The following is a 20,885-nucleotide window of genomic DNA, read 5'->3' as shown; positions in this document are numbered from 1 at the left end:
CGAAAGTAAAAATTCTCACACTCGGCACAAGAGGAGATAGTGTGAGAAATTGCGCGACAATGTGTCGACCATAGGAGCGATAGGCGGAATGGCATTTACTCCCGACGAGATCAATTCCCTCAAAGGGAAACTTGATTCTGATAATCCGCTTCTGGAGCTTGAAAGGAAGTGTATCGCTGAAGGTGTGGAGTCCGAATGGAACGCCCTATCGCTCGACGACCTCCCGCGATTCAGGCTGGCAATCCCAAACGGTCGGGGTAAAGGATGGATTTCGATCCCTGCCATGCGGGCGTCGAGGTTCCTTGCGCTCGACTTGGCGGATACCGTATTCCTTGGAGAATACGATGCCGTGCTGTATCGCACCAAGGGGGTAATTGAGGCAACGCTCTTGGAGAACGGATTTCTCTTTCCTCGCATAACCGCCCTACCGGGAGTGCATCGCATTGGCGGGTCCGGCACGGCGGGCGACGCGGAAGATGAAGATGTCGCCGAGGGCGCGCTGGACCAGGAAGAAAGAATAGGGCCAGAAGACTCGTGGTTGCTGGAGTTTGCCCCATCTTCAAGCGTCTCGCACCTTAAAGTGGAGCTAGGCTCATCTTCTGGTGAATTTTCCGCTGTTTCCGAAAGGTCTCGGCGCAGGGGTAATATACGCGAGCGAAGGCCACTTCCCGTGATCCGAATATCCGGATTGCGGGAAGTGAGGCATGATGACGCCTTGAAGATACTGGAAACGGTATCGAGTGCCGTCTTTTTTGAGACGGACATTCGCTACTCGCTGTTCCTCAGGCTGGCTCCATCGGTGGTGACTTCTTCCCGGCGAGAACTTTCCAGATCCGGCCAAGATGTCTATTCCGAGGCCCCAAAGGCTCCGGCGAATCAGTACCCGGCGAAGCCGCTCAGTCTTTACAGGTACGGCAGGGAGTCCGCCGGCTGCCGCTACTTGAATATCTAGCCTACTATCAGGTTCTGGAGTATTTCTTCCCGAGTTTCAGTCACCGGGAGACTCTGGAGAGGCTGAAGAATGAGCTGCTGGATCCCCGTTTCAGGGCGGATGACAAAGATGCACTCGTGCGCATCATCGGTCTCGCATCTGGAGCGGGTAAAGGGTTCGGTAGTGAGCGGGAGCAACTGCGTGCGACTATCAGCGGAACCGTGACAGCGGAGCAGGTCAGGGAACTCATTGACGGCAATCCAGAGCTCTCTGAGCATTTCTCGGGCAAGCAAAAGATCAAGGATGTAGCGATCGTCAGCACGGCTGATCGCCAAAACGACCTACTTACGGCGCTAACGAATCGAATCTACGAGATACGGTGTCGCATCGTGCACACAAAAGAAGACGGGGGGAAATCGAAGGATCTACTTCTCCCCTTCTCGAAAGAGGCGGATGCGCTTTCTCCGGACATTGCCTTGATTCGATTCATTGCGCAGAAGGTGTTGATAGCCGGAGCATCTCGCCTGGAGGTGTGATCCCATCGAGAAGCCTCAGGAGTGTCAGTAGGCCGGCTAATGTCTGGGCGAGAGGCAAATAGAGGTGACACGGTAAGTCTTAAGGCCGTCAAGGGCGGTTCCGCCGCCAAGGTGGCGTCGCGCACCTGTCGCGCCGGGCATGCGCCGCTGTTTGCGTCCCGCTGCAGCCCGGGCCGCAGGCCCGTACGCCTATGGCCCGGGCTGATGAGCGGTACTGCCCGCTGTGGCTGAGGCGGGCCCGGTCTAGGATTCGAAGAAGCTGCGAAAGATCAGGTCGAATTCACACTCATCGCGCGTCAAACCTGCCGCCAGCGTGGATCGAATTTCTTCTGCAGTTCGATGCTCGCTGCAGAAGTCTTGGGCCTTGCTTAGTTTATCCCCAGACGACACCTGAGGATAGTAGTCCTCGATGGCTCCGCGTTCGAGAACATAGATCTTTTCGTGCCGCAGCTGGGAGATTAGCGCAGCCTTGGATTCGCCGAGCTCGAAAGTGGGCGGATTCTTAATTAGTCCCACCCTGGCATCGCGCGTGACGGCTCGAGTGAAGAATTCTTCTACCTTGGTTTTGACGTGATCCCATTCACAGTCGCCACGTGAGTGACGATCGCCAGCCTCTTTGGCTTCACGCCACAGATCCTTCATTGCAGGGGAGTCGCGCAACTTCCTTGCCTGATTGCTGGAGATGTCGTCTGCCCCGCTCTCGCTTCGGGCGATAATATTCCCGACCTGCTCCATTAGGGCACGGTGCAACCTTTCGGACTCTGCGCCTGCCCCTAGCTTGTTGAAGCCCTCGGCCAGGGCATCTAGGTCCACCAGCACGCCGACGGATACGCCGAATTTCTCGAAGAAGTTCCTGTACCTTTCGATGCTGGACTTCCCGTTCACGCGAGCCATTGCTGCAGACCTTTTGTCGAAATCCCATTCGGAATTCAGGGTTCGTGCGATATGAGGAAGCAGGATGTGATCGCTGTCGCCTTCGACCAGAAGGACCTTGTCCGAAAAGAAGGCAACGTCGTTGTTTTCTTGGCGAATAATCTGGAACTGATCCTTCGCCTTCAGGTGGGACAAGTCGACAGGGTAGGCTACGGCCGAAGGCGGGGACGTCCTGCGATCCTTTGCGATCTTAACGAAGGTGCCCGTTGCCTGCGGGCTATAGAAAGTCGTCGAGTGCGTACTCACCAGGACCTGGTTTTCCAATGAGAAAACTCGCAGTGCTTCGAACAGCTGGCGCTGCGCGCGAGGGTGCAGGAAGAGTTCCGGCTCTTCAAAGAGCAGGAAATAGGGGCGAGGTGCAGCCGCACTGAGCGCATCACGGCTCTTACCCCTGAGCTCCGCGTACGACCGCAGGATCGCAAACGTAATGGATCGACGGAGTCCGTCACCCTTGCTCTTGAAGGTTCCCCGAATTCCATCGTCGACAGCGATCGTCGCGCTCGAGAGGACACTGCGAAGATCGGGGGGAGGAATCTCGATATTGACCTTCGCGTCAGGGAAAGCTGATTGCAGGTTGGCCTGGACTAGGTCCTCAATTCCGCGAACCTCGGCAAGTCGGCCATCATTCACGTCACCGTCGGGCAGGACTTCGACGTTCAAGTAGCCTCGCAACTGGCTGAACAGTGAGTCAACGTTCGGCAGTTGAGGTTTAATCTGCTCAAAAAGGATGCTCAGGAGCTTTCCGAATGAAGCGCTTTCGGACGTCTTGAGCTCATCAGCCAATTCCTTCACTGCGGGAATATAAATGACCTCAGGCAGAAGTGCTTGAATCGACCGATCCATCCCGGTGGGAAGCTCGGTGTCACCCTTCATCTTCTCTGAATCAGGAAGATTCTGCGCGAGAGTGGCAACTGCCTCTTTCACGTCCCTTTGGGTGGGCTTAGGCGGCAAGATCTCTCTCAGCTCAGGGAAAGAGAAGAGTGCACTCTCTCGAAGTTCCTCTCCACGCTTCCCAGCGGTCATCTCGACTACGGCTTCGGCCCGGTATTTAGCATTGCGAGGCACGTCCTCGACCTGCCTGAGATAACCCTTTCCAGGGGTCTGGTATACGCGTGAAAGAACGAGCCTTCCCCCTTCTGCGACCTTGGAGATTCTCCCGCGGTGCTCTTCCGCTAGGCGCTGGAGATCTTCGTCCTTGATCTCGTCTAGCGTTACTTCCACGCGCAGCGGATTCTTCGGGTCATAGAAATCAGTATCCCGCAGCGTGGGCCCGTTAAAGAAGACGTCAAACGCCTGGAGGATGGAGGATTTTCCCGAGTTATTCTCCCCGATCACGCACCCGAAAGACGACACGGGCATTTCTACGTCTCGAAGCCCGCGAAAATTCTTGACATGAACATGTGATACTCGCATGCGTGTCCCTCGTGCGCGTTCTGATCCAAGCGCCCTGTTCGGCCCCCAGTCGATGCCAAGTCAGCCTAGGTGGCTGAGACCTGTGAGCGTGTGGGTTTTTCTGAGGTTCATGCTGCGGATGCGCTGGAGCATTGTCCACGCGCGGAGCGCCCCCCAGGTTCGCTGAACCAGGCCTGTAGGTCGGGTGACCCTGCGCCTGGACGCGGGCGCAGACCGGATCGGCCGGCACCGTCATGGAGCGTTACGAATCGATCAAGGTGAGTCCTCACGCGCCCAATGGGGTAGTGGGGCCTCCGGAGCCGTGCGGCAGCAGCTGCGCCTCTGACGGCAACCGTTGACGGCAACGGCCGCGCACGCCGATGGCTTGCGGCTGATCGCCAGGTGACGGCCAGGAGGCGGGCAGGCTGGCTGTCTGAGGTCACCTTCCTGGCCTGGGGAGCTTACAAAGCAGATGTCGGCGGTTCGAAACCGTCCGCGCCCACCGGTCAAAAGGCCCCCAACCGATCACGGTTGGGGGCCTTTGGCATCCGCATCCGACATCAACACCGTCGAAGGGGGAACGGTGGAGGACGTCTTCGACACGACCGGCAGACCGCCGAAGGGCTGGATGCACGCCCTCTTTCACGGTGGCCCGTACGGCGAGGACGTGGGCCGCTGCGTTCCTGGTCCTCCCGCGCCGGACCTGCTCACGGTGCCTTCGGCGGAGGGAGACGTCCACGTCTACCGCCTGCGGACGGTCGGGTCGTGGTCCGATCCGGACGACCCCATTGCTGTCTACGACCCCGACGGGCCTCCCGTACCGCCGCTTCTGCTGACCGACCAGGAGCAGGAATGGCTTCGGGAAGGGCAGCGGCGGAGGGGGCTCGGGCCGATCAGGCTCGTCGCACTGGTTCACGGACGCATGGCGCGCGACCCCGATGCCTCCACCATCGAGTCGATGCTTGCCGGGCTGCGGAACAGGGAGCACCTGCTTCTCCAGCGGCTGACCGACCCCGACGAGGGCGACTCGTACCTCCACGTCCTGCTCGACGAGGACGACACCTACGAGGTGGAACACCAAGCGGGCACGTCCGCCGGGCGCGATCGGACACGGTCGGCCTCCCGGGCAGCGGTCCGTGATGCCGTCCTCCGCTGGGCAGCCGATCGGCCGAGCCGGCGAACCGCACTCGAAGGACCTGAGTCCGCGGACGGCACGTAAGCCGCCGATCCGCGCGACTCACAGCCTCCCGCCACGTGTCCTGGACGACGCGCGTGTAGGGGTCCATCGCCACGGCGATCTAAGCGTGCCCGAGGACCGCGATCACGACCCGGGTCTCCCGCTTGTCGAGGTCGACGTTGTAAGGCACCGGAACGCCGGACTGCGGGCTTTCGACGCATGGCACCATCGAGCGGTGTTGACCGAAGAGGATGCCCGCCGGCTGGTACTCGCCGAGATCGCGCAGGCACAAGGACGCATCGAGTGTGAGCTTGGGATTCTCCGGGTGCAGCAGGTCTCGTTCGGGTGGCTCTTCTACTGGGGAGCGGTCGGTGAGGGGCAGAGCGGGCAGCGCCCTCGGCTCGGAGGCAACGGGCCCTTCCTGGTGGATCGCGAGAATGAGCGGTTGATCCGAACCGCTACCGGCGTGCCCGTGGCGCGGGCGATCGCGGACTACGAGCGACGTCTTCGACGCGAGGCTCACGCCCGGAACGCGGCAGCGAAGAGGTCGGTGACGCAGCTCGATACCACGACGCGGACGACCGTCTCCGTTCACCCGTGTCCTTCAGTGTGACTTCTACAGGTGCGGTTCTGGGGCGCGCCGTGGTGGGCTTCGTGATCACTGGCGGATAGCTTCTGGCCATGACTGGTGACTGGCGGAAGGACCGGATCGGAACTGCGCTGCGGGGGCAGAACCCCACGGTGCTCAGGCGCTTGGACGCCGGGTTCGCGGCGATCGGCGATGTGCAGTTCCTGCCGGGCTACTCGGTGCTGCTCGCGGACGACCCGGCCGTGGAGAGGCTGTCGGACCTGCCTCGGGACAGGCGGATGGCGTTCCTGTCCGACATGGAGCAACTGGGAGAAGCGGTCGAACGGGCCTGCCGCCGGCTGGACGGGGCCTTCCGTCGCGTGAACTTGGAGATCCTCGGCAACACCGACGGCTTCCTGCACGCGCATGTATGGCCGCGCTTCGCATGGGAGCCGTCCGACCTGGTGCGCAGGCCCGTGTGGCTCTATCCCCGCACTCATTGGAGCGACGAGCAGCACGCGCTCGGCCCACAGCACGACCGACTGCGCGAGGCGATCGGAAGCGAGTTGGACCTGTTGCGCTCGAACGCCTGACGAGAACGGCCAGGAGCATCGTGCGCCTCGCGCCCGCGTCCGTAGCCGCAACGGCCGACGCCTCACCGCACGTTCGCACTGAAGGAAGCCCGCTGTGTCCGCAGGAATCGCTCTGCACTTCGATCGCGTGTCCACCAAGGGCTCGCACAACGACCTCAGGCTGCGCATCGGCTCGTACCGGCAGAAATGCGACTCCTACTACATCGGCCTGGACGAAGAGCCGGCCGCGCGGGGTGGACTCGGGGCCAGGCTCGCCCGCCTGTTGGACCAGTGGAGTTCTCAGATCGCGGCACTCAGGAAGGTCGGCGGCGTCGCCTACCTGCCCTTCGACTTCTCCGACCAGTGCACGGCATGGCTGCGGGTCTTGTCGGAAGACGGGCAGGCCGCGGAGGTCCAGGCCGGTTGGAGCCGGATCGAGGGTTGGGGCGTCGCCCCCTCCGCCTACCTCGCCGTAGCGGCCCGGGTTCAGGACTTCGCACCGATTCCCAGGGCCCATGTCCATTGCTCACTGGACGACTTGGCGGCCCAGATCGACGCCAACCGATCCGCACTCGCCGCGACCGGCCCCTAGCGCGACCCGCTTCGCCCCGACCGAGGGGCCTTCGCCGCCGGCGCACCACCCTCGGTGTTGTGCCGGGCCGCACGAGGTCGGCTTCGGGCTCGGAATGCCGGGAGGGCTGTGCGGCGGGACAATCGGGATCCGCCGCAAGGTTGAGCCCGGAGGTCGCCATGAGCCCTCAGTCGCCACCACAGTGGGGGCCTGCCCCGGAGCGTCCGCCGGATCGGCGCGGGTGGTTCGCCCGGCATCGACTGCTCACCGTGCTGATGGCCGTCACCGCCGGGCTCGTGGTCCTGGGGATCGCCGGATCCTTCGCGGGCAAGGAGCCGGTCGCACCGTCACCGCCCGCCCCGACCGGAGCCGAGGCCGTCACCGATGCCGCGCGTCCACCCGGGGTGGGGGCGCCGGTACGGGACGGGAAGTTCGAGTTCACCGTCACCAGGCTGCAGCCCGGGGTGCGGAACATCGGGGGTGCGTACGGTCAGGACGCGCAAGGGCAGTTCTTCCTCGTCCACATGACCGTGAAGAACATCGGGGACAGGGCCCAGACCTTCGACGGCTCCGACCAGGAACTCATCGACCGCAACGGCAGCAAGTACAGCGCGGACACCGCCGCGGCGATCCATCTCGACGGCAGCGAGTCGTTCCTCGAACAGATCAACCCCGGCAACGTCGTCGACGGGATCGTCGTCTTCGACATCCCGAAGGATGCGCATCCCGCGCGCATCGAGTTGCACGACTCGATGTTCAGCGGCGGCACCACCGTCGATCTGACCCGCCGGAGTTGACGGGCGAAGACCCCCGGCCGGTGAGGTCGGGGGTCTTTCGGTTCAGGCGTTGGGCCGCTTGCCGTGGTTCGCCTTCTTCTTCTTGCGGGCCCGACGCTTGTTGCCTCGCTTGGCCATGGTCGTGATCTCCCTCGTCGGCGACAGGTGCATGCCTCGGTCAGTCTAGGTTCGGGGTGGTTCATCCGCATTTGGGGAGATGGGGGCTCCCTTGGCCGCCGCTTCGGGGCATGGGATCGTCGGGGGATGGGCGAGCTCGCGTGGGGTGGGTTGGTCGTGGCCGTGGTCGCCGGGGTGCTGGCGCTGATGGAGCGGTCCCGGGGGGCGGGGTTCGAGCGGAAGCGGGACGAGGAACGGGCGCGGCTGCTGGCGAGCCTCGCCGAGCCGGAGCAGCGGCCCACCGCCCTGCCCGACGGGGGAAAGTTCCAGGACGTCGGGGGGATACAACACCCCGCGGCCGAGAGCGGAGAGCGGCGGGACGACTTCACGCCGATCCTCGTCGAGTACTACGCCTACGGGCTGACACAGGCGCGCAGCAGCTTCGCGACCAGCCAGCGGTTCGCCGGGGTCGGGGCGGCGATCCTGCTCTTCGGGGTCGGTCTGGCCGTCTGGAAGGCCGAGGGCGGCGGGGAACTCTACCTGGGGATCGTCACGAGCTCGGCGGGGCTGGTCATCACCCTGATCGGGCAGCTCTTCCACCGACGGGCCGACATCGCGCTCCGGCACATGGCCGACCAGACCGCCTCGCTGCGCGACGACCGGCGGGCCGCCGAGACGACCCAGCAGGCCATCGAGCTGCTGGACACCGTCGAGGACCCGGGGCTGAGGGCCCGCCTCCAAGCCGGTTTGATCATGAAACTTTCCGGGGCCGAGCTGCCCCGGTAGCGGGATAGTAGGGGTATGTGCCGTTCCATTAAGACTCTGCGCCCGCCCGCCATCCCCGAGAAGGCGACCGAGGAAGAGATCCGCGCCGCCGCCCTGCAGTACGTACGGAAGGTGTCCGGGTTCCGGGCGCCCGCCGCGCACAACCGTGAGGTGTTCGAGGCGGCGGTGGACGCCGTCGCCGAAGCCACCGCGGCACTGCTCGACGGGGTGCACGTACGGGGCCAGGCCGCCCCGGCATGACCCGGGCCGGGCCTACGAGGCCGCGGCGCGGCGGCGCATCACCCACACCCCGGCGCCCAGCGCGCCCACGGTGAGGGCGCTGCCGAGGGCGATCTGCCCCGGGCTCATCGAACCGATGCTGCCACCCGTCCCGCCACGCGCCGCACCCGTGGTGACCTGCAGCGACAGGGTGACGCGCTCGCCGCCGGGGCCACCGCACTCGAAGACGACGCGGTGCGCGCCCGGGGTCGCGTTGTTGTAGACGGTGGCGTTGCCGATGAGGCTCGCGGCCGTCTGGTTGCCCGGGGCCAGCCGGGCCTCGCCGAACGCGGTCGAGGTGACGCGGGCGACCTGCGTCCCGCACCCCGCGACATTGAGCGCGACCCGGCCGCCCGGGGCGACGGCGGTGGGGGAGACGGTGGCGGACGGGATGGCGTACGCGACCGTGGCGGGAGCGGCGGCAGCGGCGATCAGGGTCACGGCCGCGACGGTCACCAGGCGGCGGCGTGCTGCTGTGGGCGGTGCGGCGGGCGGTTTGGCGGGCATGGAGAGGACTCCTCGGCTCGTCGAAACGGCGCGGCCGGGCCACGGATGTGACGCGCATGCGGTTGCGCACCGTCCTGTGGACGCTAGGAGCCCAACCCGGGCGCGGCGATCGGGGCCGGGTGAACGGGTGAGCCACTGCTCCGCCCGGGGGAGGGCCGGGGAGCGGAGCCCGCCTACGCGGCCGTCGCCGCGGCCGGCGGCGGACGGCGGACGAGGAAGGCCGCCAAGGCGCCTGCGGCGAAGAGCGCGACCACCGAGAGGGCGGTACCGAGCCACTGGGTGCCCAGCCACTGCGTACCGAAGTACCCGAGGGCCACGCTGTAACCGGCCCAGGCCATACCCGCCAGTACCGACCAGGGCAGGAACTCGGCCACCTTGCGCTGGGTCTTGCCCGCACCCAGGGACACCACCGAGCGCCCCGCCGGGGCGAAGCGGGCGATGACCACCAAGGCGCCGCCACCGCGGGCCAGGGCGGTGCCGAGCCGCTCATGGGCCCGGGTAAGCCGGCGGGAACGGGCGATGGCCCGGTCCAGCCGGGCTCCACCGCTCCGGCCCAGCCGGAACGCCGCCATGTCTCCCAAGACCGACGCGGTCGTCGCGATCACGAGCAGGAGCAGGATGTCCGGCACCTGTTCGGGCACCGGCACCGGCACCGGACCCGCCGCCCCGGCGGCCGCCGCAGCCGCCGCCGCGGTGATCACGAGGACCCCGCTCGGGAGCACCGGGAGGAAGACGTCGAGCACGATGGACAGCGCCACGAGGGCGTAGATCCATGGGCTCGCGGTCAGCGATCCCAGCGTCTCAAACAAAACGGGACTCCCCAGTCCGGTTGACGTGCTGCAACACGAAACGACATGAAGCGACACGAAGCGCCGCGACGTCGCGGGGGAGCGGCAGGAGCGGCTTGACAGCCAGACAGCGTACGCCCGGTGCCCACATCCCGGATGCCCGGGGCGCCCACCCGGTGGCGAGCCGGTGCCCCCGCCAGGACGGACGCGGCCGAGGACGGACGCCTTTCCCGGGCGCCCTCCGGGGATGCCTTGCCCGGCGCCTTCCCCGGGGTGACTCCCCAGAACGAAGCCACCGCGCCGCCGGAGCCCGCCACGTCCCCTACTCGGCCGGCGCCGTCAGCTCCCGGTCCAGCACCGTCACCAGCACGGCCCCGTCCCGCTTCTTGCGCGCCTGGTCCAGCCGCAGCCGAGCCGTCCGCCCCGACAGAGCCAGCGTCATCAGCTGGTTCCCGAACCAGGGCCCACCCGTACGCCGCCAGTTCAGCGGCGGCCGCCCCGTACGTCCGTGCAGGGAGAAACCGCGCCCCAGCCACCGCCCCGTCCGGGACCAGCCCAGCCGGAAACCCCACTTCACCGCGGTATGGATGGAATTGTGAACCGGCGAGCACGTCAGCTGGAACACCCGCGCCGTACTCGGTATTCGAGGCTCGGCCACATACGCGTGATGGACGTCCCCGGACAGGACGCACACCGTCGACGGCGCCCGAGGTCCCGTCCCGACCTCCTCGATCAGATCCGTCAGCGCCGCGAACGAGGCCGGGAACGCCGCCCAGTGCTCCAGATCGCTGCGCCGGCGCAGATCCTCCCCGATCCGCGCCCACCGCGGCCCCCGGTCCCCGCGGCACAACGCGGCGTTCCACGTCTCGGCGTCGTGGATCAGCGGCGGCATCAGCCAGGGCAGCGATGACCCGATCAGCAGATGGTCGTAACCACCGTGCCCGGCCAAGGCGTTCTCCCGCAGCCACTCCTGCTCCACCGGATCGAGCATCGCCCGCCCGTCCTCGGCCAGCACCCGCGCGGCTCGCGTGTCCACCATCAGCAGCCGGGTCCGGCCGAAGTCGCGTCGGTAGCTCCAGCGCGCCGTCCCCGGATCGGCATCCGCCGCGGACGCGAAGGCCTGCAGTACGTCCGTCCCGTCAGGGGTCCGCCGTACCGCTTCGTACACCGCGTCGGCGGCCAGCTCGGCGGGGGAGAGATTGCCCAGGTGCTGGTACACCCAGTACGACATCAGTCCACTGAGGACACGCTCGCGCCACCACGGCGTCGCCCGCATCTCCGCCAACCACGCCGCGCTCGTGTTCCAGTCGTCGATGACGTCGTGGTCGTCGAATATGTGCAGGCTGGGGACGGTCGACAGCAGCCAGCGGATCTCCGGGTCGAGCCAGGACTCGTAGTAGAGCCGCGTGTACTCCTCGTAATCCGCGACCTGGGCACCCGGCGGCTCCCGCAGATCCCGCCGGGCCGCGAGCCACGCCCGGGTCTCCCGCGACAACGCGTCCGCGTACACCTGGTCGCCGAGCAGCAGCAGGACGTCCGGGCGCACCGCCTCCGGGTCCGCGGCCAGCCGCGCCGCGAGGGTGTCGAGCGCGTCCGCGCCGTGCGGCCCGTGTCGGCCCGCGGGCGGCGCGGCCTGCCGGCAGGAGCCGAAGGTCACGCGCAGCCCGGGCCCGGGCCGGCCGGGTCCCGACACGGCCGGAGCGGTGATCGTGCTCGGCGGGAAGCCGCTCTCCGGCAACGGCCACACCGGCCGGTCGTCGAGCAGCACCTCATAGGCCGTGGTCGCGCCCGGGGTCAGGCCGGTCACCGACACCAGCGCATAGTGGTGACCGGCTATCTGAAAGGTGCGCGCACTACCGCCCGCCCCGTCCGCGCACCGCACCTCGGCCGTGCACGGGCGGTCCGCCTCGACCCATATCGTGGCCGACCGCCCCGTGTCCCAGTCGACGTGGCGCAGCAGCGGCCCCAGACGCAGTCCGGCCATGCAACTCCCCCTCCTCCGTAGCCCCTTCGATCACGGTACGACGGGTGGGGGGAGCCACGCCTCCCCCTGGCGGGGGAAAGATCGGCCGGCTTGGTCAGCAGCCGTTCAGGATGCTGACCAGGGCCGTCTTCTCGCCGGAGTCCATGCTCAGGCCGTAGTACTGCTTCACGTTGACCCACATCCGTGCGTACGTACAACGGTAGGCCGTCCGCGAGGGCAGCCACTTGCCGGGGTCGAGGTCGCCCTTGGCCTGGTTGACGTTGTCGGTGACCGCGATGAGCTGCGGGCGGGTGAGGTCGTTGGCGAACTGCTGACGCTTGCTCGTGGTCCAGGAATTGGCACCGGAACGCCAGGCCTCGGCGAGCGGGACGACGTGATCGATGTCGAGGTCGGAGGCGGCGGTCCAGGTGGCGCCGTCGTACTCGGAGTACCAGCTTCCGCTCACTGCGGCGCAGGCGGAGTCCTGGACGACATTGACGCCGTCCCGCTTGAGGACGGTCTCGCGGGTGTTGCAGCTGCCGGAGACGGTGCTCCAGTGCGGGAAGAGGTCGCGGCTGTAGCCGCTGGTGGACCCCTCGGTCTTCGGGGTGACCGTCGCGAGGTAGGCGCGGGCGGCCGAGGCGCTGATGGGGGCGGGCGGCGCGGCCTGGGCGGTCGGGGCGTTGAGCAGGCCGGTCAGCGAGGCGAGGGCGGCTGCTGACGCGAGCACGCCAATTCGACGCGCGTAGATGCTGGGTATGAGTGCCATGAGGGGCTCCCTGGGTGCGGGGGGTGTGGCCGTGCGGCCCCGGCGGGGCGTGGCCATCGTTGCGGCGCCGGGTATCGCAGGGATGGGCGCCAGGTGACAGCCTGGCGACATGAGCACGTCACATCAAGTCACTCAACGCCCCTGATTTAATCGGAAGTTGACATTCCGAAATCGCGGGGAGGCGGCCGAGCGAGCCGCCGGAGGCGCTTCAGGGGGGCCCGGGAGGGTTCAGGGAGGTTCCCGGCGCGGCGCGACGGGGGCGGCCCGGGTCCAGGCAGGCCAGGACGTGCACGGGTGCGCCGGGGGCAGGTCGGGCCAGGTCAGAGCGGGGCTGGGCGGGGCTGGGCGGGTCTGGGCGGGGCAGGATCGGGCAGGCGCAGGACCGAAGGCCCGTCACGGCCGACCATGGGCGTCCGTGGGGCGTCGCGTATTCTGTCCGGTGCAGAAGGGGAGTAGCTCTTCGCCGGACCGTCGACATACTGCTGGGTCATTCCAGCCGGCGCCCGGAGGCAGGTCGCGACAGCGGCCCGCCAGCGAGACCTTCGGCCGCAGTGTCCTGTTCAGCGCAGGCGCGTCTCGTACGCGCACGCGCAAGCCAGGGCGCCGCCGAGCCGAAGCGACCCCTGACACACCCCAGGTCTCTCGGTCCCGATGGCGCCCTGCCCGACCGATCGAGGTTTCACCCCCGTGTTCAGCTTCAGCATCACGGCGATCGCTTTCGGCGTCGTCTTCCTTGCCGAACTCCCCGACAAAACGGCCCTCGCCGGCCTGATGCTCGGCACCCGCTACCGCGCCTCCTACGTCTTCGCGGGCGTCGCCGCCGCCTTCGCCGTGCACGTCGCGCTCGCCATCGCCGCAGGCAGCGTCCTCACGCTGCTCCCGCACCGGCTCGTCCAGGCCGTCGTCGGCATCCTCTTCCTCCTGGGGGCGGCCATGCTGCTCCTGAAGAAGGACGACGGGGACGAGGAGGTCAAGCCGCCCGCCGACCAGTCCTTCTGGAAGGTCTCCGGGGCGGGCTTCATGCTGATCCTGGTGGCGGAGTTCGGTGACCTGACCCAGATCATGACCGCCAACCTGGCCGCCCGGTACGACGACCCCGTCTCGGTCGGCATAGGCGCCGTGCTCGCCCTCTGGGCGGTCGCGGGCATCGGCATCCTGGGCGGGCGCACCCTGATGAAGTACGTGCCGCTGCGGCTGATCACCAAGATCGCGGCTGCCGTGATGGCCGCGCTCGCCGCGTTCTCGCTGTACGAGGCGATCACGGGCTGAGTCGACGGGTCGTGGCTGGCGCCGGGGAGGCGGATATTTCCTTGCGGGCGGAGAACGTACAGGTCAGGCTCGTGCGCGTGACCGACACCGCTTCCTTCATCCGCCCCTCCGCCCGCCCTTCCGTCCGCCCCTCCATCAGCCCCTTCATGGAGCCCGCGCCTCGGGCGGTACCGGCGCCCGCGCCGGCGCCAGCGCCGGTGACGACGGCTGTGTCCGCCGAGGACCGGCAGTTCGGCTGGTCCAACATGTTCGTCCACCCCGACGAGGACGCCCGGACGGATGGCGGATTCCAGGGCGAGCGCGCTGTACTCGCCGGCTACCTGCGGGACCAGCGCCTGACGCTGGAACTCAAGTGCGCGGGCCTCGACGCGGAGGCCCTGGCGCGGCGTTCGGTGGAGCCGTCCAACCTGTCCCTATTGGGTCTCGTACGCCACCTCGCAGGCGTCGAGCAGTACTGGTTCCGGCAGGTCATGGCCGGCCAGGAGATACGTCGGCACTACCGCTCGGAGGAGGACCGCGCGGGGGATTTCACGGGTGCGGTGGCAGACCCGGCCGTGGTCGCGGACGCGTGGGCCACCTGGCGCGCCGAGGTCGCCTTCGCTGAACAACTCGTGGCGGAGGCCCCCGGCCTGGACGTCACAGGTAAGGGCGGACGCGACGACGGGCCCATGGAACTCCGCGAGGTCCTGGTCCACATGATCGAGGAGTACGCCCGCCACAACGGCCACGCGGACTTCCTACGCGAACGCATCGACGGGCGAGTGGGGCAGTAGAGGCAGGACCTGGGTCGCGACGACCTACGGGCGGCGGAAGCGGGGCGGGGCGGACGGGCGGACGGGGTCGGGTGGCGGGCGGGGGCTTCGGGGAGCGGGGGGCCGATCGACCGGGGTCGGGCGGTGGCACGGGGGCCATGGGAAGCGGGGGCTGCCGGGGCGGGGTCGGGCAGGCGCGACGGGGGCTCTGGGGAGCGGGGTCCACTCGGACGGCATCACAGCTGTGTATGGGGGTTTCCCGTCAGTCCCATCGTCCCTCCGGGGCGGGCCGGTCCCTCAAGGGCGCTCCTTCGTCGCGTCACTGCGTGATGGCCTTCGGCCACCCTTGACCGACCGTCCCGCCCCGGAGAAACGAAAGACTGCCGAGAAGCCCCCAAAAGAACGAGCCGGTCGAAGCTTTCAGGGACGGGGACATCACAGCCCCCAGGGCGGCCCCGGTGAGCACGGTCCCGAGACGGGGCAGATGAAAGACGCGTCCTGGGGCGTTGGGGCGCGCCACATCGCTACGCGCTCCTCATCTCTCAGCGTCTCCAGCCCGTCCTGGGCTGGACATAGGCCGCCCACGACATCGATCCGACCCCCGACCGCGTCCGGCGACCGCCTGTAGCTGGGCATAAGCCGCCCACGGCATCGGGTCCGGCGCCCGACCTGCGTCCGACGACCGGCCGTGGCCGGACATAAGCCGCCTCGGATTGCCATGTGCCTCTCCATGACCGCGACCACCGGCCGTCAGGGGCCGGCAAGACGCGCTGGGAGGGATGTGCGGCCGACAGCTCGGCTGATCCGTCGTAGAGCCGGGTCAGCGCGAGGACGACACCACAAACCCACCCCTAAACAAGGGCAATTGGGGCAAACTGTCGGCCTTTTCGGCCGCCCACCTCCACTGACCCCCATCCACCACGACATAGCCGCGCTCCCACGCCTTTTCACCCCCGACAGCCTCCGGACGCATCCCACGAGAAGCGCCTACGGGTCGTGGGCGGCCTGTGCCCGGCCCCTGACGGTCGTCGGACGCGGTGAGCGAGAGGTCACGGGGTGGTGGGCGGCCTATGTCCAGCCGCAGACGGTCGTCGGACGCGGTGAGCGAGAGGTCGCGGGGTGGTGGGCGGCTTATGTCCAGCCGCAGACGGTCGTCGGACGCGGTGAGTGCGGAATGCCTGGGGTCGTGGGCGGCTTATGTCCAGCCCGAGACGGCCTGGTGACGCTGAGAGGTGAGGAGCGCGTAGCGATCGGGCGCGCCCGTCGCCACCGGGGGGCCTTCCGTGGGCCCCGCCTCTCGGTCGTACCCCTTCGCGCCCGACCGGGCCGGGCATCTCCGACCGCCCCGTCCTTCGCGCCTTGGACCGGCTCGTTCTTTTGGGGGCTTCTCGGCAGTCTTTCGTTTCTCCGGGGCGGGACGGTCGGTCAAGGGTGGCCGAAGGCCATCACGCAGTGACGCGACGAAGGAGCGCCCTTGAGGGACCGGCCCGACCCGGAGGGACGATGGGACTGACGGGAAACCCCCATACACAGCCCTGATGCCGGTCGAGTGGACCCCGCTCCCCGAAGTCACCGCCCAGCGTCACGGCGCTGTCCGGCCGGCTCCCGAGCTCCCGGCTTCCGTTCGGGGTCAGGCTTCCGGGTGGAGCGTGATGGTGATCGAGCCGTCCGGGGTGGTTGTGACCTGGAGTGCCGTCAGGTCCGGGACGTGGGCGGTCGGGGCGTGGGCGGCTGCGCGGGGGCCTACGCCGATCACGCGCATGCCCGCCGCCCGGCCCGCGGTGATGCCTGCGGCCGAGTCCTCGAAGACGATGCAGTCGGCCGGGTCCACGCCCAGTGCGGCGGCGCCCATGAGGAAGCCCTCGGGGTCGGGCTTGCTGGCCTGGACGGACTCGGCCGTGACTCGTATCTCGGGCATGGGCAGGGCGGCGGCGGTCATTCGGGCCGTGGCGAGGGCGGTGTCCGCGGAGGTGACCAGGGCGTGCGGCAGGCCGTCGAGCGCCGCCATGAACTCCGGGGCGCCCGCGACCGGGACCACGCCGTCGGTGTCGGCCGTCTCGCGGGCCAGCATCACCGCGTTCTCGGCGTGGTTGACCTCCATGGGGCGGTCCGGCAGCAGCACCGCCATGGTGGCGTAGCCCTGGCGGCCGTGGACGATCTTCATAGCCGCCTGTGGGTCCAGCCCGTGGGAGACCGCCCATTCGCGCCAGCAGCGTTCGACCACCGCGTCGGAGTTGACGATCGTGCCGTCCATGTCCAGGAGCAGGGCCTTGGCGGTGAGGGCGACGGGTGCGGTGGTGGTGCTGGCCGGCATCGGCGGGGCTCCAGACGGGGCGGGAAAGAGAACAAGTGGTTCCGTCCACCGGTCAGGGAATGAGGACGGAACCACTTTGTTCCCTCACGATACAAAACAAAGGGCGGTCCGCGCCACCGGCGGACATGTGACGCTTATCCCTCCAGGGCCTTGCGGGTCACCGGCCCGTAGAAGCCCCACTCCTGATCGTCGATGCCCCTGTCGTACTGGAACTCCGACACGGCTTCCTCCACCCGCCAGTCGAAGCGGCCGTTGATCCGGCCCCGGTACAGACCCTGCGCCGCCAGCAGCCGCTGGAGCTTCTCCACCTCCGTACCCGAGTCCCCGTGGCGCAAGGTCGGTGCCTGCGCGGGCGGCGGGGCGGTGGAACGGCTCGCGCTCGGCGACGGGCTGGGGGACGGGGACGCCGAGGTACGGGACGCGGACGGCGACGGCGACGGGGACGCCGACTTCGAGGCGCTCGGCGACGGGGAGGCCGAGCGGGACGGGCTGCCCTTGGTCGGGGACGGGCTCGCGGAGGGCGCGGCCGGGGCGGCGCTCGTCACGGGCGTCGAGGCCTTCGCCTCCAGCAGCGTGGTGTCGCTCTTGGGGGAACTCGGGAGCGCCCACACCGCCACGGCCGTCCCGCTGAGGGCGACCGCCGCCGCGGCGCCGATCAGCAGCGCGAGCGGCTTTCGGGCGGCCGGGCCGGTTCGCTTCTCCGGGCCCCCGCCCCCGCCCCCACCCCCTCCCGTTTCGCTGTCGTACGTGTGGCCCGCTGCCGGGATCGTCCGGAGCTGGACCGTCTCGGCCCGGTTGCGTGCGTAGGCGGGCCCGGTGGGCTCCGCGGGCCACGGCCCGGCCTGCGGCGGCACGGGTATCCCGTACGCCGGTGTGTCGTCCCGTGCCGGCGCAGGCGCCGGTACGGGCGCCGGGTGCGGGTCCGGGGTCACCACGCCGGACACCGGCTGCGGGGACACCGGGGCGTCCGGCTCACCAGGGTCGGGCAACGTCACGTACGGGCGGATGCGCAAGGGGTTGAAACCCACACCCGGCACGCACCCGCAGCCTGCGCCGGCGGCGCCGCATTCTGGACAGTGCTGACGGCTCACTGGACTCCCTCCCTGGCTATTGCCTGCGATTATGCAGACCCGCGGGAGCCCTCCCAACCGTCCGAGAGGCCATAACCGGACACACCGCTCAGGATGGAGATGTTGATCCGGCCTGAGGAGGTATCGATGGCTCAGGATGTGACCGCGAAGGGCCCGGGCCCCGTTCCCGACCCGGACAAGACCGGCCCCGCCACCGAGCACGCCTCCCGCGAGGTACTCGTCTCCATCGGAGCACTGCTGCTGGGCCTGCTGATCGCCGCGCTCGACCAGACCATCGTCTCCACCGCCCTGCCGACCATCGTCAGCGACCTCGGCGGCATGGCTCACCTGTCCTGGGTCGTCACCGCCTACATGCTCGCCTCCACCGCCGCCACCCCCCTGTGGGGCAAGCTCGGCGACCAGTACGGACGCAAGAAGCTCTTCCAGTACGCCATCGTCCTCTTCCTCATCGGTTCGGCACTGTGCGGGATCGCCCAGGACATGCCCCAGCTCATCGGCTTCCGCGCCCTGCAGGGTCTGGGCGGCGGAGGGCTGATCGTGCTGTCGATGGCGATCGTCGGAGACATCGTCCCGCCGCGCGAACGAGGCAAGTACCAGGGCCTCTTCGGCGGTGTCTTCGGTGCGACCAGCGTCCTGGGCCCGCTCCTGGGTGGCCTGTTCGTGGACAACCTGTCGTGGCGCTGGGTCTTCTACATCAACCTCCCCATCGGTCTCGTCGCGCTCGTCGTCATCGCCGCCGTCCTGCACATCCCGGCGCGCTCCTCGAAGCACACCATCGACTACCTCGGCACTTTCCTCATCGCCTGCGTCGCCACCTGTCTCGTGCTCATCGCCTCCCTCGGCGGTACCTGGGGCTGGGGCTCGGCCCGGGTCATCGGCGTCGCCGTCCTCGGTGCCTTCCTGCTCGCCTGTTTCCTCGTCGTGGAGCGCCGGGCCGCCGAACCGGTCCTGCCGCTCGGTCTGTTCCGTATCCGCACCTTCACCCTCTGTTCGGCGATCAGCTTCGTCGTCGGCTTCGCGATGTTCGGGGCGATGGTCTACCTGCCGACCTTCCTCCAGGTCGTCCAAGGCGTCTCGCCGACCATGTCGGGCGTCCACATGCTGCCGATGGTGATCGGCATGCTGCTCACCTCCACCGTCTCCGGGCAGATCGTCAGCCGGACCGGGCGCTGGAAGGTCTTTCCGATCGCGGGCACGGCGGTGACCGCGCTCGGTCTGCTCCTCCTGCACCAGTTGCACCGCACCAGCTCCACCTGGGAGATGAGCGTCTACTTCTTCGTCTTCGGTGCCGGACTCGGTCTGGTCATGCAGGTGCTCGTCCTGGTGGTGCAGAACGCGGTCAGCTATGCCGACCTCGGTGTCGCCACCTCCGGTGCCACCTTCTTCCGCTCCATCGGTGCCTCCTTCGGCGTCGCCATCTTCGGCACGGTCTTCACCCATCAGCTCGACGACAAGCTGGCCGCCTCCCTCGCGGGCGCCACGCTGCCGGCCGGTGCGAGCGTCGCGCAGTTGGAGGCGGACCCGCGGGCCATCGCCGCGCTTCCTGCCGATCTCCAACCCCGGGTGCTCGACGCCTACGCCACCGCGATCACCGACGTGTTCCTCTACGCGGTGCCGATCGTGCTGATCGCCTTCGTGATCGCCTGGTTCCTGAAGGAGGACAAGCTCCGCGGCTCGGTCACGGCCCCCGATGTGACGGAGACCTTGGCCTCCAACCCCGTCCAACGCTCCTCCCACGACGAGGTCGCCCGTGCGCTGTCGGTCCTCGGTACCCGTGAGGGCCGCCGGCACGTCTACGAGAAGATCACCGAGAAGGCGGGCTACGACCTGCTGCCCGCCTCCAGCTGGCTGCTGCTGCGGATCAAGAGGTACGGCTCCGTGGAGCCCGCGATGCTCGCCGAGCGCACCAATGTGCCGTTGAGGGTCGTCACGGACGCCGCGCGCCAGATCGAGGAGCGTGGGCTCGCCGTCCGGGACGGGCTGCCGTTGGTCCTGACGGACCAGGGGCGTGTGAGCGCCGCGAAGCTGGCGGAGGCCCGGGAGGAGTCGCTCGCGGAGTTGCTCGGCGATTGGTGGGGCCCGGACCGTCCGACCGACCTGGTGAAGTTGGTGAAGCAGATCAACGCGGAGTTGTGCGGGTCCGATGCCGAGGAGCCCTACGACACCTTGCCGCGGCGCGACCACGCCGCTCCCTAGCCGTCCGCTAGGGAAGGTTCTTCTCGAACCAGTGCTCCGCGTACGGGTCGGAGTTGTAGGCCGGTATTTCCCCGTATCCGTGGCGCGCGTACAACGCTCGGGCCTCGACGAGGTCCGACCGGGTGTCCAGGCGGACCCGCTCGGCGCCGAGCGCTCGGGCCTCCGCTTCCAGGACCTGCAGCAGAGCCGCCCCGCCGCCGGTGCCGCGGGCGCGCCGGTCGACGTACACCCTGGTGAGCTCGGCGGTCAGGGGGTCGAGCAGCCGGATGCCGCCGCACGCCAGGGGCTCGCCGTCGAGTCTGCCGACGACGAACTGCCCCGTCGGCGGGACGAGCCCGTCGTCCGGGAAGTCCAGCAGCCCTTGGTCGATCTCGGTCTCGGTGACCTGCCGTTTCCAGTACCGGCCGGCGAGCTCGGCGTAGTACGCGCGGCGCAGGGCGGTGGCGTCCCGGGTGGTGAACGGTTCGGGGGTCACGGTCCACGACAGGGTGGGGGTGAGGTGTTCGCTGTGAGTGGTCATGGCGTCATTGTGGAGTTGGCGGGGGATCTCCCGCGTGGAATATCCACAAGGCCGGGCCGATGATAGGAAAAAGGACATTCCCTGCGTACCCCGGAGGGT

The 20,885-nt window shown here is 68.2% G+C and carries 22 protein-coding genes; 12 read left to right on the top strand and 10 right to left on the bottom strand.

The features are described 5' to 3' along the window. The first annotated feature begins 49 nt into the window (after positions 1 to 49). On the top strand, positions 50 to 952 hold the full coding sequence (locus tag OG624_RS13985; RefSeq protein WP_371639467.1) for a hypothetical protein: 903 nt from the start codon (positions 50 to 52) through the stop codon (positions 950 to 952). Between the two features lie 116 nt (positions 953 to 1,068). Further along, a complete protein-coding gene (locus tag OG624_RS13980; RefSeq protein WP_371639466.1) occupies positions 1,069 to 1,467 on the top strand; it encodes a hypothetical protein in 399 nt (132 codons plus the stop codon). Positions 1,468 to 1,710: 243 nt separating this feature from the next. Here the strand turns inward: OG624_RS13980 and OG624_RS13975 are convergent, their stop codons facing one another. After that, positions 1,711 to 3,813 (bottom strand): ATP-dependent nuclease, encoded by a 2,103-nt coding sequence (locus OG624_RS13975; protein WP_371587696.1) that lies wholly within the window; start codon positions 3,811 to 3,813, stop codon positions 1,711 to 1,713. A 520-nt stretch (positions 3,814 to 4,333) separates the two neighbouring features. Here OG624_RS13975 and OG624_RS13970 point away from each other — a divergent pair. Beyond that, positions 4,334 to 5,011 carry a hypothetical protein gene (locus OG624_RS13970; protein WP_371639465.1) on the top strand — a complete coding sequence of 226 codons (678 nt, stop codon included), beginning with the start codon at positions 4,334 to 4,336 and terminating at the stop codon, positions 5,009 to 5,011. A 79-nt stretch (positions 5,012 to 5,090) separates the two neighbouring features. On the opposite strand, the gene OG624_RS13965 is transcribed toward OG624_RS13970, so the two are convergent. Beyond that, positions 5,091 to 5,492, bottom strand: a complete 402-nt coding sequence (locus tag OG624_RS13965; RefSeq protein ID WP_371639464.1) for a hypothetical protein — start codon at positions 5,490 to 5,492, stop codon at positions 5,091 to 5,093. 158 nt (positions 5,493 to 5,650) lie between these two features. Here OG624_RS13965 and OG624_RS13960 point away from each other — a divergent pair, with 158 nt between their 5' ends. The 3 genes from OG624_RS13960 (at position 5,651) to OG624_RS13950 (ending at position 7,477) form a co-directional block, all read left to right on the top strand. Then, positions 5,651 to 6,130, top strand: a complete 480-nt coding sequence (locus OG624_RS13960; RefSeq protein WP_371639463.1) for a diadenosine tetraphosphate hydrolase — start codon at positions 5,651 to 5,653, stop codon at positions 6,128 to 6,130. A gap of 94 nt (positions 6,131 to 6,224) precedes the next feature. Then, entirely contained in the window at positions 6,225 to 6,701 is a 477-nt protein-coding gene (locus OG624_RS13955; protein WP_371639462.1) for a hypothetical protein, read from the top strand. Between the two features lie 254 nt (positions 6,702 to 6,955). Next, positions 6,956 to 7,477 carry a DUF4352 domain-containing protein gene (locus tag OG624_RS13950; RefSeq protein ID WP_371640853.1) on the top strand — a complete coding sequence of 174 codons (522 nt, stop codon included), beginning with the start codon at positions 6,956 to 6,958 and terminating at the stop codon, positions 7,475 to 7,477. Positions 7,478 to 7,519: 42 nt separating this feature from the next. Here the strand turns inward: OG624_RS13950 and OG624_RS13945 are convergent, their stop codons facing one another. Further along, a complete protein-coding gene (locus OG624_RS13945) occupies positions 7,520 to 7,594 on the bottom strand; it encodes a 50S ribosomal protein bL37 (RefSeq protein ID WP_100661309.1) in 75 nt (24 codons plus the stop codon). 126 nt (positions 7,595 to 7,720) lie between these two features. Between OG624_RS13945 and OG624_RS13940 the strand changes: the two genes are divergently transcribed. Continuing rightward, positions 7,721 to 8,359 carry a TRADD-N-associated membrane domain-containing protein gene (locus OG624_RS13940; RefSeq protein ID WP_371639461.1) on the top strand — a complete coding sequence of 213 codons (639 nt, stop codon included), beginning with the start codon at positions 7,721 to 7,723 and terminating at the stop codon, positions 8,357 to 8,359. Between the two features lie 15 nt (positions 8,360 to 8,374). Beyond that, a complete protein-coding gene (locus tag OG624_RS13935; RefSeq protein WP_030389450.1) occupies positions 8,375 to 8,599 on the top strand; it encodes a DUF2277 domain-containing protein in 225 nt (74 codons plus the stop codon). 12 nt (positions 8,600 to 8,611) lie between these two features. Here the strand turns inward: OG624_RS13935 and OG624_RS13930 are convergent, their stop codons facing one another. The 4 genes from OG624_RS13930 to OG624_RS13915 all read right to left on the bottom strand — a co-directional run bounded on the left by OG624_RS13930 (position 8,612) and on the right by OG624_RS13915 (position 12,635). Next, positions 8,612 to 9,124: a hypothetical protein gene (locus OG624_RS13930; RefSeq protein WP_371639460.1), complete on the bottom strand. Its 513-nt coding sequence runs from the start codon at positions 9,122 to 9,124 to the stop codon at positions 8,612 to 8,614. Between the two features lie 173 nt (positions 9,125 to 9,297). Next, positions 9,298 to 9,933, bottom strand: coding sequence for a DedA family protein (locus OG624_RS13925; RefSeq protein WP_078909756.1), 636 nt, complete (start codon positions 9,931 to 9,933; stop codon positions 9,298 to 9,300). Positions 9,934 to 10,234: 301 nt separating this feature from the next. After that, complete coding sequence (locus tag OG624_RS13920; protein WP_161289484.1) at positions 10,235 to 11,896, bottom strand: alkaline phosphatase D family protein; 1,662 nt, start codon at positions 11,894 to 11,896, stop codon at positions 10,235 to 10,237. A gap of 94 nt (positions 11,897 to 11,990) precedes the next feature. Next, positions 11,991 to 12,635 carry an HNH endonuclease family protein gene (locus tag OG624_RS13915; protein WP_371589807.1) on the bottom strand — a complete coding sequence of 215 codons (645 nt, stop codon included), beginning with the start codon at positions 12,633 to 12,635 and terminating at the stop codon, positions 11,991 to 11,993. A gap of 696 nt (positions 12,636 to 13,331) precedes the next feature. Here OG624_RS13915 and OG624_RS13910 point away from each other — a divergent pair. Both OG624_RS13910 and OG624_RS13905 read left to right on the top strand, forming a co-directional pair. Continuing rightward, a complete protein-coding gene (locus tag OG624_RS13910; protein WP_033226876.1) occupies positions 13,332 to 13,913 on the top strand; it encodes a TMEM165/GDT1 family protein in 582 nt (193 codons plus the stop codon). 245 nt (positions 13,914 to 14,158) lie between these two features. Further along, on the top strand, positions 14,159 to 14,686 hold the full coding sequence (locus OG624_RS13905; RefSeq protein ID WP_078909759.1) for a DinB family protein: 528 nt from the start codon (positions 14,159 to 14,161) through the stop codon (positions 14,684 to 14,686). A 1,609-nt stretch (positions 14,687 to 16,295) separates the two neighbouring features. Here OG624_RS13905 and OG624_RS13900 read toward each other — a convergent pair. Together OG624_RS13900 and OG624_RS13895 are read right to left on the bottom strand one after the other, a co-directional pair. Continuing rightward, positions 16,296 to 16,979, bottom strand: coding sequence for an HAD-IA family hydrolase (locus OG624_RS13900; RefSeq protein ID WP_371587690.1), 684 nt, complete (start codon positions 16,977 to 16,979; stop codon positions 16,296 to 16,298). A 134-nt stretch (positions 16,980 to 17,113) separates the two neighbouring features. Beyond that, positions 17,114 to 17,287, bottom strand: coding sequence for a peptidoglycan-binding domain-containing protein (locus tag OG624_RS13895; RefSeq protein WP_158712014.1), 174 nt, complete (start codon positions 17,285 to 17,287; stop codon positions 17,114 to 17,116). Between the two features lie 55 nt (positions 17,288 to 17,342). Between OG624_RS13895 and OG624_RS13890 the strand changes: the two genes are divergently transcribed. Further along, a complete protein-coding gene (locus OG624_RS13890; RefSeq protein WP_051764044.1) occupies positions 17,343 to 17,786 on the top strand; it encodes a hypothetical protein in 444 nt (147 codons plus the stop codon). 410 nt (positions 17,787 to 18,196) lie between these two features. Continuing rightward, the gene (locus OG624_RS13885; RefSeq protein WP_326747990.1) at positions 18,197 to 20,266 is read left to right on the top strand and encodes an MDR family MFS transporter; all 2,070 of its coding nucleotides are present in this window, start codon (positions 18,197 to 18,199) and stop codon (positions 20,264 to 20,266) included. 7 nt (positions 20,267 to 20,273) lie between these two features. Here OG624_RS13885 and OG624_RS13880 read toward each other — a convergent pair whose 3' ends face one another. After that, complete coding sequence (locus tag OG624_RS13880; protein WP_352165795.1) at positions 20,274 to 20,786, bottom strand: GNAT family N-acetyltransferase; 513 nt, start codon at positions 20,784 to 20,786, stop codon at positions 20,274 to 20,276. Positions 20,787 to 20,885: the final 99 nt, after the last annotated feature.

The organism is Streptomyces virginiae (assembly GCF_041432505.1).
GTDB lineage: Bacteria > Actinomycetota > Actinomycetes > Streptomycetales > Streptomycetaceae > Streptomyces > Streptomyces virginiae_A.
This window is presented reverse-complemented; position numbering and strand designations above follow the sequence as displayed.

Coding starts and splice junctions, on each gene's coding strand:
- OG624_RS13880 (WP_352165795.1), bottom strand. CDS start 20,786: ATGACCACTCACAGCGAACACCTCACCCCCACCCTGTCGTGGACCGTG.
- OG624_RS13935 (WP_030389450.1), top strand. CDS start 8,375: ATGTGCCGTTCCATTAAGACTCTGCGCCCGCCCGCCATCCCCGAGAAG.
- OG624_RS13960 (WP_371639463.1), top strand. CDS start 5,651: ATGACTGGTGACTGGCGGAAGGACCGGATCGGAACTGCGCTGCGGGGG.
- OG624_RS13940 (WP_371639461.1), top strand. CDS start 7,721: ATGGGCGAGCTCGCGTGGGGTGGGTTGGTCGTGGCCGTGGTCGCCGGG.
- OG624_RS13905 (WP_078909759.1), top strand. CDS start 14,159: ATGTTCGTCCACCCCGACGAGGACGCCCGGACGGATGGCGGATTCCAG.
- OG624_RS13920 (WP_161289484.1), bottom strand. CDS start 11,896: ATGGCCGGACTGCGTCTGGGGCCGCTGCTGCGCCACGTCGACTGGGAC.
- OG624_RS13885 (WP_326747990.1), top strand. CDS start 18,197: ATGGCTCAGGATGTGACCGCGAAGGGCCCGGGCCCCGTTCCCGACCCG.
- OG624_RS13975 (WP_371587696.1), bottom strand. CDS start 3,813: ATGCGAGTATCACATGTTCATGTCAAGAATTTTCGCGGGCTTCGAGAC.
- OG624_RS13930 (WP_371639460.1), bottom strand. CDS start 9,124: ATGCCCGCCAAACCGCCCGCCGCACCGCCCACAGCAGCACGCCGCCGC.
- OG624_RS13950 (WP_371640853.1), top strand. CDS start 6,956: ATGGCCGTCACCGCCGGGCTCGTGGTCCTGGGGATCGCCGGATCCTTC.
- OG624_RS13900 (WP_371587690.1), bottom strand. CDS start 16,979: ATGCCGGCCAGCACCACCACCGCACCCGTCGCCCTCACCGCCAAGGCC.